Below are 15,264 nucleotides of genomic sequence, written 5' to 3'. Positions count from 1 at the left end.
ATGACTGCAACAGCCACCAAGCGGCCGGATTCGCCCAGGCCCTCCGACACCGGACAACCCTCGCGGCGGGGGCAGCGCTGGAAGAAACTGAACTACGCCGGGGGACTCGCCGGCTGGGTCTGGCTCGCGATCATCATCATCCCCGTGTACTACGTGGTCATTACCAGCCTGAAAACCTCCGCCGGATACTTCTCCCAGAATCCCCTTGCCGTTCCCAGTTCCCCCACCCTGGAGAACTACCGGATGGTGCTCGAAGCGGACTTCGCAAAGTACTTCCTGAACAGCGCCATCATCACCCTGGGCACCGTCATACCGGCAGTGACCATATCCTTCATGGCGTCGTTTGCGATCGTGCGCGGCAACAGCCGCTTCCTGCGGTTTTCCAACGGACTGTTCCTGCTGGGCCTGGCCATTCCGCTGCAGGCCACGATCATTCCCATCTACCTGATGATCATCCGGCTGAACCTCTATGACAGCCTGCTGGCACTCGTGCTGCCCTCCATCGCGTTCGCCATCCCGCTGACCGTCCTGATCCTGTCCAACTTCATCCGCGACGTGCCAAACGAGTTGTTTGAATCAATGCGGCTGGACGGATGCAGCGAATGGCAAACCATGTGGCGGCTGGCCCTGCCGCTGACCAAACCCGCCATCGTCACGGTGGGCATCTACAACGCGCTGGGCGTGTGGAACGGCTTCCTGCTGCCGCTGATCCTCACGCAGAGCCCGGACCTGCGCGTTCTGCCTCTCGCGCTCTGGACCTTCCAGGGCCAGTACAGCGTGAACATTCCGGCCGTCCTGGCCTCGGTGGTCCTCACCACCCTGCCCATCCTGGTGCTGTACATCGTCGGCCGCCGGCAGCTGCTCAGCGGACTCACCGCCGGATTCAGCAAGTAACACCCAGCACTTCCACTGAAAGGAACTTCCATGCCGCAGGCAGAAACCACCCCGCTCCGGATCGGGATGGTCGGCTACGCCTTCATGGGCGCTGCCCACTCCCACGCGTGGCGCAGCGCCCACCGGTTCTTCGACCTGCCCCTGACCCCCGAGCTGACGGCCCTCGCCGGCCGCAACGCGGAGGCCGTGGACGTAGCAGCCCGCAAAATGGGCTGGTCCTCCACGGAGACCGACTGGCGGGCCCTGATCGAACGCGACGACATCGACCTCATCGATATTTGCTCACCGGGCAACACGCACGCCGAAATAGCCATCGCCGCCCTGCGCGCCGGAAAGCACGTCCTGTGCGAAAAGCCCCTGGCCAACACCGTGGCGGAGGCCGAGGAAATGGCAGCCGCCGCCCAGGAGGCGGCCCGGAACGGCGTCTTCGCCATGTGCGGATACTCGTACCGCCGCACCCCGGCACTGGCGCTGGCCAAACGAATGGTCGACGACGGGCGGCTGGGAAAAATCCGCCAGGTGCGTGCGCAGTACCTGCAGGACTGGCTTTCCGATGAGACGGCACCCTGACCTGGCGCCTGGACCGCAACCTCTCCGGGTCCGGTGCGCTGGGCGACATCGGCGCCCACATTATCGATGCCGCCCAGTTCGTCACCGGACAGCAGATCACGGGCGTTTCCGCCCTGCTCGAGACCTTCACCCGCCGGCGCCCGGTCGGCGGGGACTTCGTGGGCCTGGGCGGCCACGGGGCCACCGGGGAAGACCGGGAAATGGGTGACGTGACGGTGGACGATGCCGCGATCTTCACCGCCCGGTTCGACGGCGGCCCGATCGGCGTCTTCGAAGCCACCCGCGCCGCGCTGGGCCGCAAGAACGCCATGCGCCTGGAAGTGAACGGCACCCTCGGCTCGCTGGCCTTTGACTTCGAGGACATGAACTTCCTGCAGTTCTACGACGGCGCCGACCGTCCCGGAGAGCAGGGCTTCCACCGGATCATGGTCACCGAACCCGAGCATCCCTACACGGGTAACTGGTGGCCCACCGGACACGGGCTGGGCTACGAGCACGGCTTCACCCACCAGGCCGTGGACCTGGTGACCGCGCTGGCCGCCGGAAACCAGCCCACGCCGTCGTTCTCCGATGCCCTCCAGGTGCAGCGGGTGCTCGGCGCCGTCGAGGACAGCGCCGCCGCTGAAAGCCGCTGGACCCCGGTGGGCACCGACCCGAACCCTGCCGGCACAGCATTCACCCCCGCAATAAAGGAGATTCGATGACCCGCCCGATTACGCTGTTCACCGGCCAGTGGGCCGACCTTCCGTTCGAAGAAGTGGCCCGGCTCGCCGGGGAGTGGGGCTACGACGGCCTCGAGATCGCCTGCTGGGGCGACCACCTGGATGTTTGGCGGGCGGTGGAGGATGACGAGTACCTGCAGGACCGGCTGGACGTCCTCAAGCGCAACAACCTCTCGGTGTACGCGATTTCCAACCACCTCAACGGGCAGGCCGTCTGCGACGATCCCATTGACGAGCGGCATCAGGGCATCGTCTCCACCCGGGTCTGGGGAGATGGCAACCCGGAGGAGTCCGCACCCGGGCCGCCGAGGAACTGAAGATGACCGCCCGCGCCGCAGCCCGGCTCGGCGTCAGGACCGTCACCGGATTCACCGGCTCCGCCATTTGGAAAACGGTGGCCATGTTCCCGCCGGTGCCCGACGGCATGATCGAACGCGGCTACCAGGACTTCGCGGACCGGTGGAACCCGATCATCGACGTCTTTGACGAGGTGGGGGTGCGCTTCGCCCTGGAAGTCCATCCGTCCGAGATTGCCTATGACTACTGGACCGCCCAGCGCACCCTCGAAGCGATCGGGCACCGTGAAGGGTTCGGCCTGAACTTCGACCCCTCGCACTTCATCTGGCAGGACCTCGACCCGGCAGCATTCCTCTATGACTTCCGGGACCGGATTTACCACGTCCATGTCAAGGAATCGGTCAAGCAGCTGGACGGCCGCAACGGCCGCCTGGGGTCGCACCTGCCGTGGGGCGATCCGCGCCGCGGCTGGGACTTCGTGACCGCCGGGCACGGCGACGTGCCGTGGGAGCGGATCTTCCGGATGCTCAACGCCATCGGTTACGACGGCCCTACCAGCGTGGAGTGGGAAGACGCCGGCATGGACCGCCTGGTTGGCGGTCCCGGGGCCCTGGCCCTGGTGAAATCGCTGGCCCGGATCACTCCGCCGGACGCGGCGTTCGACTCAGCTTTCGCAACCAAGTAAAGGACTATCTTCATGAGCACCACACGCCGGGCCCTCGTTGTTCGGGGCGGCTGGGACGGACATCAGCCTGTCGAAGCCACGGAACTCTTCCTGCCGCACCTGCGGGCCAACGGGTTTGAGGTCCGGATCGAAGAATCACCGAAAATCTACGCCGACGCTGAGTACATGGCCGGGGTTGACCTGATTGTCCAGTGCAACACTATGAACACCATTGAGCAGGAAGAGTTCGAAGGGCTGCGGGCCGCTATTGCAGCCGGCACCGGAATGGCCGGCTGGCACGGCGGCATCGCGGATTCCTACCGCAACAACTCGGACTACCTGCACCTGATCGGCGGACAGTTCGCCTGTCATCCGGGCAAACACCCGGACGAAAGGATCGGCGACGCCTCGGACAACTTCATCGACTACACGGTCAATATGCTGCCCGCCGCCGCTGACCATCCCATCACCGCCGGGATCGGTGACTTTGACCTCCGGACCGAACAGTACTGGGTACTGGCCGACGACTACATCGACGTCCTGGCCACCACCACGCTTCCGGCCCGGGAATGGGACGCCTGGCACCGGCCCGTCACCTGCCCCGCCGTGTGGACCCGGCAATGGGGCAAGGGCCGGATATTCGTGGCGACCCCGGACACTCCGTGGAGATCCTGCAGGACCCGAATGTAACCGCCATTATCGAGAGGGGCATGCTGTGGGCCAGCCGCTAAGCACCGACACACCCGCCAAGGCACTGCGGATCGGCATGGTGGGATGCGGAAACATCAGTGCAGCCTATCTGGAGACCTTCCCGCGGCTGGACGCGGTGGCCCTCACCGCCGTCGCGGACCTGGACATGGACCGGGCCCGCGAAGTGGCGGCAGCACATCCCGGAGTCCGCGCGCTCACAGTGGATGAGCTCCTGGCCGACGACGGGGTGGACCTGGTCCTGAACCTGACCATCCCCGCCGCACACGCCGAGATTGCCCTCAAGGCGCTCGCCGCCGGTAAGCACGTCTACGGCGAAAAGCCGCTGGCCGCCAGCGCCGCCGAAGGGCAGACCATGCTGCAGGCTGCGCAGGATGCGGGGCTGATCCTGGGCTCGGCGCCGGACACCGTCCTGGGCACCGGCATCCAGACCGCCCGCAGGGCCATCGACGACGGGCTCATCGGCGCACCGGTCTCCGCAACGGCCACCATGGTCACGCCGGGCCACGAGCGCTGGCACCCGAACCCCGACTTCTACTACGTCCCGGGCGGGGGACCGCTGCTGGACATGGGGCCGTACTACGTCTCCGCCCTGGTGACCCTGCTGGGGCCGGTCACCTCCGTCCTCGGAGCCGCCAGCAGCACCCGCAGCACCCGCACCATCGGTTCCGGACCCCGTGCCGGCGAAGTCATTCCGGTCAGCACGCCCACCCACGTCACCGGTGTCCTGTTCCATGCATCAGGTGCGCTGTCCACGCTGGTCATGAGCTTCGATGCGGTGGCAACCCATGCGGCGAACATTGAAGTCCACGGCGAAACCGGCTCGCTGACGGTTCCGGACCCCAACCGGTTCGACGGCGAGGTGCAGCTGCGTACGCTGGGCGCCGAGGACTGGGAGGTGCTGCCGGTATCCGCAGGTTACGCCGGATCGTCCCGGGGATCGGCCTGCAGGATTTGGCCCAAACCCCCGCAGGCGAACTGCCGCGCGCCAGCGGCGAGCTGGGGTTCCACGTGCTGGAGGTCATGGAGGCAGTGCTTACCTCCGCTGAGTCAGGCGGCTCGGTACCGGTGCTCAGTACCTGCGAGCGTCCCGCCGCCGTCGGCCTCGTCCAGCCGGAGGGTGTGGAAGCGGAGCGTTCCGCCTAAGCCGCCGTCCTCTACCTGCCGGATACGCCCGTCCGTGTACGGCAGGTACCACCGCAGTACCGGGAAGACAGTTATCCCACTGGCATTAGAACACTTGTTCGAATGCCCGTGGGATAACTGCGTCATCGACCATCCTCCGGCCCACGACACGGCGCTCGCGGATGGCCGGGCCAGCACAGATCATTGAAGCAGCCGCGACGGCACTCGCGGGAGGCTCTCCTTTAGAGCGCCCCGGCCTTGTCCTGCAGGACTTTCCGTTCCCGGTCATTGGCGGCCAGGGCCGCTGCGGTCTCCAGTTCTGCGCGTGCCTCATCGGTGCGGCCCAGCCTGGCAAGGAGTTCACCGCGGACACTGGGCAGCAGATACGTTCCGCGCAGTCCGCCCGCCGCGGCGAGCCGGTCCACGATGGTGAGGGCAGTTGACGGCCCGGAAGCCATGGAGACCGCCACGGCCCGGTTCAGGTCCACGACGGGGCTGGGCTGCAACTGGCCGAGGGCCTCATACAGCAGGACTATCTGCGGCCAGTCCGTATCCGGGACCGACGGCGCCGCAGCGTGACACTGGGCAATGGCGGCCTCCAGGGCATAGTGCCCCCGGCCCCGGCCGAGCGCATCGGCCCGGGCAAGGCTGGCGGCGCCGCGCGTTATCTGGGCACGGTCCCACCGGGTGCGGTCCTGGTCGGCCAGCAGCACGGGCGTACCGTCAGCTTCGGTGCGGGCTCCAAAGCGTGACGCCTGGAACTCCATCAGGGCCACGAGGGCATGGGCCTCCGGTTCCCGCGGGACGAGGCCGGCCAGGATCCGTGCAATCCGCAGGGCCTCCTGTGCCAGTTCCGGCTTGATCCAGCGGTCTCCGGAAGTCGCCGCATACCCTTCAGTGAACATGAGGTAGAGAACGCGAATAACGCCGCCCAGCCGCGGCCGCCATTCCTGGGGCCCGGGAACCTCGAAGGGGACCTTCGCGGCCGACAGCAGCTTCTTCGCCCGGACAATCCGCTGCTGCACGGTGGCCACGGGCAGCACGAACAGCCGTGCGATCTCGCGGCTGGAGAGCCCGCCCACGACGCGCAGTGTGAGGGCCACCTGAGCTTCCCGGGACAGCACGGGATGACAGGCCGTGAACACCAGCGCCAGCACATCATCCGGAACCGGGTTCCAGTGGGCTTCGGGCTCATCCCGGAGGGTGCGGGCCAAGTCCCGGCAGCGCTCCTCCAGCCGGGTGGAACGCCGCCAGGCATCAATTGTCCTGCGCTTGGCTGTGGCCGTCAGCCATGCTCCGGGATTGCGGGGCACCCCGGTTGCCGGCCACTGAGCGAGGGCATCGGCAACGGCTTCCTGCGCCATGTCCTCGGCAAAGCCGACGTCACCGGTCATGCGGCCCAAAGCAGCAACAATCCGGGGGCCCTCGATGCGCCAGACCGCTTCCAGCCGGCGGCGGACAAACTCGGTCATGAGTTGTCAGCGCGCAGTTTGGCCCGGGCTTCGGCTTCACGCCATCCCTCTTCCTTTTGGATGTATTCGTTGTCCGCAAAGTCAGCGAAGTCTCCGGCGTCCGTCACCCTGCGCACCTCAAGTTTCGAGCCCGGACCCAGCGGGCAGCGGATTGCCCACTCGGCTGCCTCATCCTCCGATGCGGCCTGGATGATCCAGAATCCGTTGAACAGCTCATGGGTTTCTCCGTACGGGCCGTCGGTCACCAGCGGCGGATCCTCCGCGAAGTCGACCACGAATCCGCTGTCCCGGGTCACATCGGCCAGCCCCTCGCCGGCGAGCAGGACACCCGCATTGATCATGGACTCGTTGTAGGCGCCCATTTGGTTGATTACTTCTTCCGTGGGTGTGTTCTTGAAGGCCTCCTTTGCCTCGTTGGTGGACCGCATGATGAACATGTACTGCATGATGGCCTGCTCCTTGGGAAGTGAGGACGCGCTGTGCGTCTTCTACTATCCCGTCGATCGGGACCCCGGGATATCGACACCCGAACAAAACTTTTCCGGCGCTGGCGGGGAAGTGGTTGCAGGACATGCTTGCAGGAGGCGGTGAGGGGTTCATGGACAGCGGGGGACAGGCTCCTTTCATTCGAACTGCGGCGCTCGCGGATGGTCCCGCCCTAATGGTGGGCGCCGTTTGCGCGTTGTGCGGCACTCCCGGATTCAGCCGTCCGCGGCTTTCGGTGTTCCGCCGTCACCGGCATCGTGCTTGTCGGCGGCCGGTCCGGGCTGGGAATAGCCGACTGTGAGGGAGTCGATAACTGTCTGGCGGGTGAAGATCCCGCTCCCGGGAGCGGTTTCAGTCAACAGGTCAAGGGTGAAGATTATGGTGGTGGCGTCCGCGCCGGGATTCGCCGGCACAGCCACCGCGGAGGAATAGGCATAGGGCGGTTCAACCGCGAAGCTGCCGGTGTCGTTGGCCAGCACAGTTGCCAGGGCATCGACCCGTGCGTTGAACCGGGTGACCCGGATTTCCTCTCCGCCGCCCGTCCCGTCAATCCGCGCGGTGAAATTCACGATCGGCGTTGAGTCCGGGGTCCATTCGGCGGGGTTGTCCGGCGTCCAGTAGTCGATCACCAGCGTGTGGGCGGCAGCACCCAGCCGCTTGCTGTGGGATCCTCCGGCGAGATCACCGGTGGGAACGGGCTGCACATCCCCGGAGGGGGTGCGTCGGTGGGCAGGGCATCGGCGGGAGCCGGATTCGCCGCTGCGGGCGGGTCTGCTGTCTTTTCCACGGACACCGCCTGTTCCACCGCAGCGGGACCTCGGTCCGGAGCTCCCGTGGCCCCGGGCAGGCCGGGTATTCCGCAGCCGGACAGGGCCAGCACAGCGGACAGGGCCAGCAGGCTGAGGGTCCGGGGGAGAGGCTGGGGGAGCCGCTGGCTAATCCGGGATGGCGGCGGGGACACGGGGACCTCAAAAAAGGTGGCGGACGGTGGCGTGGCCGTGCCGGCACGGTGCCGGGCGCGGTTCATACCCGGAACCCGCGGTGCCGCCGAAGTGCCTTTCGAAGCATGAACGCGGTTTGGACCATGGTGGTGATGTAGAGGACCGGCCAGCCGATGGCCAGAATGTCCGACTGCAGCTGAACCGGCAACTGGGCCCAGGCGTAGACCAGGCCGGCTCCGATGATGACGGCGACGACGGCGGGCATCAAGTAGGCATAGCCGGCTCCGCGCTCTGCGCGGGCTTGGGCCGCCCAATTGTCCGTCTGATGGCTGGTGAAGAACTTGGCCCAGGCTCGCACGAAATGCCCCATGCGCAGCCACAGGTAGATTTCGGCCGGTACTGCAAGGAGGGCAAAGGCTATGTCCCGCGGCGACCTTTTTGAAACAGAGAGAGCGATGCGCAGATTCAGGACCACTGCGACCAGCGGCGGAATGAGCCAGACCGGATAGAAGACGTAGGCATCAATGCTCAGGGATGCGCAAAGCAGGATGATGAATGAGATCCGGGTGACGATGTTGAAGAGCATGGACACGTTCTCGCTCCAGCGCAGCCTCAGGTTCGGATGGAAAGGCTGCCCGGCAGTGTTGCTGCGCTGGCCCGGCCACATGAGGTCAATGGCACCGTAGTTCCATTTGACCTGCTGCCCGTCCAGGGACCTAAGCGTGTCCATCCCGCCCACCGAGGCCCGGGCCCGGGCGGAAATCTTCGTGGCGTAACCAATATTCTTGATCTGCAGGGACACCAGTGAATCTTCGACTTCCGAGTCCTTGACCCAGGGTGTTGCCTGCCGGTTCTCCACCAGCACATTCCGGAGCGCTTCCATGGACAGGATGGAACACTGCCCGCCGAGGACGGCCATGTTGCGGCCCCGGACAAGATTGTCCATGTTGAAAGCAGCGAACTGTGCACGCTGGCCGGCAGCGAGGAATTTCGCCATGAATCCCTTGGCCTTCGGCTCAGCCACGGTGTAAATGGCCGAAACTCCTCCGACCCGGGGATCACTGAGGATTTCCTCCTCCAGGTACTGCACGGCGTGCTTGTCCACTACGGTGTCCCCATCCACTCCGAGGAAGTAATCGAAGTCGTTGCAGACCTGGGAAAAACCGTAATTGAGTGCCCCGACTTTTTTATCCGTATTGACCCCGATGTCGTGCACAAATACCTCGGTCCGGTACGTCACATCCTGGTAGGTATGTTCATGCGCTCCGGCGAATTCACGTGCCAAATAAAACGTCTCATCGTCGCTGTTGTTGACAACGACATGGATAACATCGGGGAGCCGCGTCTGCTTCAGCAGGGCGCTCAGGACGCTGATTATCGTGTCTTCTTCGTTGTATGCAGGGATAACGCACGCAATAGTGGCCCGCGCCGTGGCCCGGTCCTGAATTCTGCGGTGAACCACCTTCAAATAGTCCACCTCCGGTGGAACGTCGATTGCAGTCACTGCGCCTCCATGGTCCGTTTTGATGCCCCACACGGTTGAATGGGAACAAATCGATCTTCGAACTTAAAGCACAAGCTTTCCGCAGGATAAACTCAAGAAAGCCTCAACAACTTGACCGTGAAGGGCCTATGCGGTATTTACTCAGGTGCCATTTCATAAATTACCCGGATTTATCTGAATGTGACACGTGAAATGTTTTCCTGCGTTCGGCCGGCGGATTCCACGAGTACCGGCCTTCTCGTCCGCAGGCTTGCGGCGGCCCGGCCGGGGCGCTTTGGGCGAGGTCATTGACGGGGCACTGCCAGGTCAGCCGGCCGCCGGCGGCGTTCACCCAAGTACACTGTGTACACAAGAGTTCACAGGAGGAGACATGGCAGCTGATCCGGCAAGGAATCCCTTCCGCCCGACGGCGGGGGCCGAACCGCCCCAGCTCATCGGCCGCGCCGGGCTCCTGGACGAGTTTGCCTACGGCCTGCGCATCCGCTCCGGCGCGCCGGGGCTGCTGACCATCTTTACCGGAGCCCGCGGAATCGGCAAAACGGTGATGCTGGGCGAAGCGGAGGACGCGGCCCGCAGCCAGGGCTGGGCCGTCGTCTCGGAAACGGCGACGCGCGGATTCCTCGGCCGGATAGGGGAGTCCATGCGGGTGCATGCCGAGGAGCTGGGCGGCGGACCCCCCGGCCGCAGGATCACCGGAATCAGCGCGGCGGGTTTCTCCCTCACCACTGAACTCCCGCCCGAGCAGCAAACCGGATGGCGCCAAGTGGGTGAACAGCTCCTGCGCCTGCTCGACGAGCGGGGGACTGGTCTAGCCATCACCTTGGACGAAATCCACGGCGCCGACCGGGATGAGCTGGCCCAGCTGGCAGCCTCCGTGCAGCACTTCATCCGGGACGGGCTGCCGATCGCCCTGGTCTTCGCCGGCCTTCCGGCCGCCGTTTCCGACCTGCTCAATGAAGGGGTGGCGACCTTCCTGCGCCGGGCCGACCGGATTGATCTGCATGCTGCAGCCGTTGACGAGGTGGAGGCATCCTACCGGGAGACCTTTACCGGGCTGACCCATGAGCTGGAGGCGGGATTGGTAAGGACTGCCGCCGTCTCCACGGGCGGTTACCCGTTCCTGATCCAGCTGATTGGCTACCATCTGTGGCAGCTGGCGGAGGCGGCTGATGCTCCGCTGACGGCAGAGTCCGTGGACCTCGCACTGGCCGCTGCTCATCGGAGGAACACCCGCGTGGTGATCGGTGCCGCACTTTCCACTGCCTCACCCAAGGATCTCGACTTCCTCCGGGCGATGGCCGAGGATGACGGCCCGTCGTCAACGGCCGATATTGGACAGCGGCTCGGGAACCAAAAGAATACGATCGGCAACTACCGGGCCCGCCTGATCGACGCAGGCCTGGTGCAGCCGGCGGGACGCGGCGTTCTCGACTTTGCCATTCCCGGACTGCGGGAACACCTGCGCCGCAGCTGAGGCTGTGGTCCTGCACGCCCGGCTGTTCCGCGGCTCGGGCCACTGCCTGCGCGGGTAGCTCTCCTTGAGGCCGGCAGTGGGCGCCACGGCAGCGCGGGGGACGCCCTAATCGAGGCTAGTGGTAACAGTGCATATTCGTTCCGGCACTATTCGGGTGGATTTGTGTGGAGTCGAGCCGTGGACGCAACTGTGCCGCTCGTTGCTGTGTCTGTCGGCTTATTAGAAGTCCTCCGGGACAATGAGGTGATTTCCGGTGGTTGCGTAGGCTTCGAGCACCGGATCGCGGACGATGGCGGCGATCACGGGAATGCTGGCACCGACAAAGACGCTGCGCGCGTAAATGTCGTTGCCCACGCACCAGGCGCCGTCGGCGGGCAGCCACCACATCGGCAGCCGGCCCGGTTCGTCTTCGACCGGTTCCGTTGCGTCATGCACCGATCCGGTCAGGACGTGCATGAGCCGGTCAGGGCTGACGGTGACCGTGGGGCTGTGACGAACGTCGTCCCGCAGTCCGGCGTAGCCTTCCCAGACGAGGAAGAAGCATTCGGCTGGCGTAGTTGTCTTTGGTTCCAGAATCCGAGCCAGGCGGGCCGCAGTCGGCGTAGCTACGGTGCCCATTTCCGGTTCGACGAGTGCATCAAGTTCGTACTCGCTGCTGGAGACGATCTCGTCCCACTGGGTGGAAGCATCGACTGTTAAGGTGCTGCCGGCCAGTTGCATCCAGCTGAAGACCTGGCCGGTTGGAGAAAATGCTGGGTTCAGCACGCGCGCGTAGGCCGGGTAGGTCGCTGGTATCAGGCAGTCCAGTGTCACCGGGGTCGATGCGCGGACGTGGTCCGCGCGCCAGGCCAGCACGGGAGGAACGTCGAGGACAGAGCGAAGCGTCATCTGCCAATCCTAGTGAGACCCTTGGCGCTGTGCTCTGGATGAATGTTGGACTCCGGGTACCGCGACCACGGTTCGGCTGCCGCGGCGGCGTGTTTTTGTGTGACTTGGTAGCTGTAGCCGAGCATCTCGGCGGCGATCGGGGCAGGAACTTCCGTGACGAGGGCACGAAGGGATGCGTTGCGTGCGCCCAGCAGGTTGATGCCGTTTTCCCGGAGCCGGTCCATGAGGGTGTTGGGGTGGATATGGTGCCCGGCGCGGTAGCCAGGGAAGAGCCACTGGCTGCCGGAACTGCTTCCGGTGCGCATGTTGGGCCGGGAGGCCAGATGTTGTGTGATCAGGGCGGCGAACGGTTCAGGTACTGGCGCTGGGTCGCCGTCGCCGTCGCCGAGTGAAAGATGCAGGCCCTCGGGCGTGAGGATCACATCGGTGCTTTTCATCGCGGCGATCTTCACTACCGGCTGGGCGTAGAGCAGCAGGAGAACTGCGGCGACCCGGTAGGACAGCGTGTCGGTATTGTCCGTGAGGCAGGTCTTGAGCATGGCGAGCCGTTGGCCCTGGGTGAGCAGGGGAACGGTCTTAGCCTGCCGGAAGCCGATGGTGATGTTGGTGCAAGTCCGGTTCTTGACCGCCCAGATGAAGAAGGTCCGGATGGCGTGCCTGGTGGTGGGGCCGTCAGCCAGCCACGCGTCGACGTCGGCCTGAACGCAGGAGGTGGCGGTCCGTCCGTGGGTGAGCTTGAGCCAGATGAGGAATTTGATGGTTTCGGTGATTTCCTGCTTCGCGCTGTGCACGGGACCGCGGGTGGGTTTCCCGTCTGTGGAGAGGCTCCTGATGCGCCGCAGGTGGTGCCAGCGGGCGAAGGACTCGATAGGTCGCCGAACCTCGGGGTCGTCAATGTCGTCCAGCTTAATGGGCAACCACCGCTCAAAGAGAGCAAGGTAGTGGTCCCGGACTGGGAGCAGGTTGTGGTGGATGAGCAGGCTGCGCAGATGTTCCACCCGAGGACTGTTGGGTTCCTTATCGAGCGCTACGTGGCTGAGGGGGATGTCGCCGGTGGCGAGTCGTTCGAGCAGTTCACGAACCCCCGTCCTGCGGAGCCAGGTGAGGATGCTTTCGGGACGCTGGGCTCCGCAGAGCGCGGCGAGCAGTTTCGCTGCCGTCGTTTCCGGGCCCTGGAACTCGTCGACGCGCAACAGCGTCGTGAGATCGTTCCGGAGTGAGCAGCGGGCGCAGGTTTTCTGGCGGTAGTGCTCGGATTCCGTGCCGCAGCTGGAGCAGCGGTAGTCCTGGGCGATACCTGCGCAATCGACACAGACCGGCTGGTCCCCGTTGGAAGCTGACCTGCCCGGGAGCATGCGCTCTGTTCCGCAGCCGGGGCAGGTTCCGTGGCTGCGCATGGCGACCGTAAAGCAGGTTCCGCAAATCCTGCCTTCTGGCCAGCTTGCACGGTGTTTGCCGGCTGCTCGGGAGCATCGGTCGCAGGTAAAGGCCCCGGCTGTGCGGGGCCGTCCGCGGACGCCAGACCGCGGGGTGATCTCAGCCGTCATCGCGGATCACGCGGGCGCGTTTGGGTCTGATGGTCTTGTTCAGGTCCACGACGTTGGCGTCGGAGGCGACCTTGCGGACCTTGGCATTTGTTGCCGTGACGGTGACCAGGTCCTCGGGCCCGCAGGAGAAGATGTCGCAGAGCGCGGCGATCATCATCAGTGAGACGCGTTCCGGACGCTGGGTGACGAGCCGGTAGACCTGGGAGGCCGAGAGTTCGATGCCGCGTTCCTTCAGCAAAGGGCTGAGGTCGGTGCTGTTATGCATTCCCCGGGCGGCCATGAGTTCTGCAAGCCGCCACCGGTAGTCAATCTCTCGTTTCATGAGGTTCAGTCTCCCATTTCGGCGAGGGCGTCCCGGATGGTGGAATCCAGGGCGCGGCGCAGTGTTTTGACCCGGTAGTCGCTGGAGACGGAGGTGTAGAGGGCAGTGGTTGAGGCATGCTCGTGCCCCGCCTGGTGCTGGACGAACAGGGGATCCATTCCCGATTCGATCAGGTGGGTGACGTAGGAGCGACGCAGTGAATGGATATCCAAACCGGGGGAGAGGCCAAGGTCTTCGCAGTAGCGGTTGAAGCGGCGGTTCAGGGCCGTCTCGGAGACAAGGGTGCCGCGTTCGGAAGGAAACAGGTCCAGACCGTCGGTCATGTGCGGGCGGCCTTGTTCCAGCCAATCGGCGACGATTTCCGCGGACCAGTCGAACACGGTCAGGACGCTGCGGCGTTTGGGTGGTGAGCCCTTCATGGCTTTCCCGTACCGGACCTGAAGCACTCCGAATTTGCCGAATTCGCCGGCGTGCGGGTTCCGGGAGAAATCCACTGTTTGCAGGTGCCGGACCTCGTTGCGTCGCAGGCCCCAGCAGTAGGCCACCTTGAAAAGAACGGCGTCCCGGTAGGCGGGCAGCCAGCCCTTGCGGCCCAGCGCCGCGATCCGGTCCACCTCGTCATCGGCCCGGTCAAAGAAGGCCTGCAGTTCCTGCCTGGTGAAGGGGCGCCGTTTGGGGCCCGATTCGGTTGCCTGGGCGTGGACCGCTGTGTTCCAGTCAAAACAGACCTGCGACGGGTGCGTTCCGAAATACTGTTCGCAGACCCGGTCCCAGCCATAATCAGGCGAGGCCACATAGGAACAGAACGCCCTCAGCGCTGCCTGATAGCTCCTGATGGTGGACTGTGCGGCGTGCTTGACGCTGCGCAGATCCCCAAAGAACTCATCCACGTGGGCCGGCGTCCACTGTCACGGGTACTCGTTCGTGGATTCCTGGAATCGCGTTACCAGCCGTTCGCGGGACTCGATCGTGCCAAACGCCAGATTCCTGCTCAACTGTTGTTGCGCCAGCCATCGAGCATCTGGGCAAACACATGATCCTCGGGGTGAAGGAAACGCACCGCCCCGAAATCAAGTACCCGTCCCGCTGAATCGATCGCCACGAACCCTCCCAAAGATTGCATCTGATGCATGAATCATGCAATTAATGAAGGCGGCCTGCAAATCCGCGGGTCAGAGCGTCCTGACTGAGGCGTGCAGCCCAGTTCCAACGATTCAGATTGCCGTGCAAGAAAGGACTCGGCCCGACTTCCTAAAGGACGTTTCCGCAGGTCAGAGACGGTGTTGTGGTCATCCATGCAGTGTGGTTTCCATGTGGCGGCGAAGGAGGGCCTGTCGTGCATCGGATGCAATAATCACTGCTTTACTTGACATAATGTAGATTATCGGCGTTATGGAGTAGGCCTCGAAAGGGTTTCCCGCATGCAGCCGCCGGCCGGCTTTTTCGGTGCAAATCCCCCGTTTTTTGGCTATTCCGTGGCTCCGCAGCCAGGAATCCGCTGCCGGCCAGCTACCGCGGCCCGCTCCACCCGGCAGCTGCTTCTCTGCCGCCGGCTCCGAAGTGCACACACAGGTACGCCCGGGACGGGCCGGGCCCCTTCTGCCCGCCGGGCGCTTCGGTTGACATAATGTCCCCCGCCGGATGCCGCTA

10 protein-coding genes and 4 pseudogenes are annotated in these 15,264 nt (G+C 64.8%); 6 read left to right on the top strand and 8 right to left on the bottom strand.

Going from position 1 to position 15,264, the window contains the following annotated elements:
* The 5 genes and pseudogenes from OL239_RS10095 to OL239_RS10075 all read left to right on the top strand — a co-directional run bounded on the left by OL239_RS10095 (window position 1) and on the right by OL239_RS10075 (window position 5,001).
* Window positions 1–894, top strand: a complete 894-nt coding sequence (locus OL239_RS10095; RefSeq protein ID WP_268908832.1) for a carbohydrate ABC transporter permease — start codon at window positions 1–3, stop codon at window positions 892–894.
* 30 nt (window positions 895–924) lie between these two features.
* Window positions 925–2,168 (top strand): annotated as a pseudogene (locus OL239_RS10090) (Gfo/Idh/MocA family protein).
* A pseudogene (locus OL239_RS10085) lies at window positions 2,165–3,168 on the top strand (sugar phosphate isomerase/epimerase family protein). The pseudogenes OL239_RS10090 and OL239_RS10085 overlap by 4 nt, the downstream one beginning before the upstream one ends.
* 12 nt (window positions 3,169–3,180) lie before the next feature.
* Window positions 3,181–3,878: pseudogene (locus OL239_RS10080) on the top strand (ThuA domain-containing protein).
* A 35-nt stretch (window positions 3,879–3,913) separates the two neighbouring features.
* Window positions 3,914–5,001 (top strand): annotated as a pseudogene (locus OL239_RS10075) (Gfo/Idh/MocA family protein).
* Between the two features lie 221 nt (window positions 5,002–5,222).
* Here OL239_RS10075 and OL239_RS10070 read toward each other — a convergent pair.
* The 4 genes from OL239_RS10070 to OL239_RS10055 form a co-directional block, all read right to left on the bottom strand.
* The gene (locus OL239_RS10070) at window positions 5,223–6,452 is read right to left on the bottom strand and encodes an RNA polymerase sigma factor (RefSeq protein ID WP_268908831.1); all 1,230 of its coding nucleotides are present in this window, start codon (window positions 6,450–6,452) and stop codon (window positions 5,223–5,225) included.
* Window positions 6,449–6,898: a YciI family protein gene (locus tag OL239_RS10065; protein ID WP_268908830.1), complete on the bottom strand. Its 450-nt coding sequence runs from the start codon at window positions 6,896–6,898 to the stop codon at window positions 6,449–6,451. Before OL239_RS10065 ends, OL239_RS10070 begins: the two co-directional genes overlap by 4 nt.
* 255 nt (window positions 6,899–7,153) lie before the next feature.
* Entirely contained in the window at window positions 7,154–7,642 is a 489-nt protein-coding gene (locus OL239_RS10060) for a hypothetical protein (RefSeq protein ID WP_268908829.1), read from the bottom strand.
* 319 nt (window positions 7,643–7,961) lie between these two features.
* Window positions 7,962–9,383, bottom strand: a complete 1,422-nt coding sequence (locus OL239_RS10055; protein ID WP_268908828.1) for a glycosyltransferase family 2 protein — start codon at window positions 9,381–9,383, stop codon at window positions 7,962–7,964.
* A gap of 370 nt (window positions 9,384–9,753) precedes the next feature.
* On the opposite strand from OL239_RS10055, the gene OL239_RS10050 reads away from it, so the two are divergent.
* Window positions 9,754–10,857: an ATP-binding protein gene (locus tag OL239_RS10050; RefSeq protein ID WP_268908827.1), complete on the top strand. Its 1,104-nt coding sequence runs from the start codon at window positions 9,754–9,756 to the stop codon at window positions 10,855–10,857.
* 219 nt (window positions 10,858–11,076) lie between these two features.
* Here the strand turns inward: OL239_RS10050 and OL239_RS10045 are convergent, their stop codons facing one another.
* The 4 genes from OL239_RS10045 to OL239_RS10030 all read right to left on the bottom strand — a co-directional run bounded on the left by OL239_RS10045 (window position 11,077) and on the right by OL239_RS10030 (window position 14,504).
* Window positions 11,077–11,745, bottom strand: a complete 669-nt coding sequence (locus tag OL239_RS10045) for a hypothetical protein (RefSeq protein ID WP_268908826.1) — start codon at window positions 11,743–11,745, stop codon at window positions 11,077–11,079.
* Window positions 11,742–12,938 (bottom strand): hypothetical protein, encoded by a 1,197-nt coding sequence (locus tag OL239_RS10040; protein WP_268908825.1) that lies wholly within the window; start codon window positions 12,936–12,938, stop codon window positions 11,742–11,744. The genes OL239_RS10045 and OL239_RS10040 overlap by 4 nt, the downstream gene beginning before the upstream one ends.
* 343 nt (window positions 12,939–13,281) lie before the next feature.
* Entirely contained in the window at window positions 13,282–13,614 is a 333-nt protein-coding gene (locus OL239_RS10035) for a helix-turn-helix domain-containing protein (RefSeq protein WP_268908824.1), read from the bottom strand.
* Between the two features lie 5 nt (window positions 13,615–13,619).
* Window positions 13,620–14,504, bottom strand: coding sequence for a tyrosine-type recombinase/integrase (locus OL239_RS10030; RefSeq protein WP_268908823.1), 885 nt, complete (start codon window positions 14,502–14,504; stop codon window positions 13,620–13,622).
* Window positions 14,505–15,264 lie beyond the last annotated feature (760 nt).

Origin of the sequence: Arthrobacter sp. ATA002 (assembly GCF_026898095.1) — a bacterium.
GTDB lineage: Bacteria > Actinomycetota > Actinomycetes > Actinomycetales > Micrococcaceae > Arthrobacter_B.
This window is presented reverse-complemented; position numbering and strand designations above follow the sequence as displayed.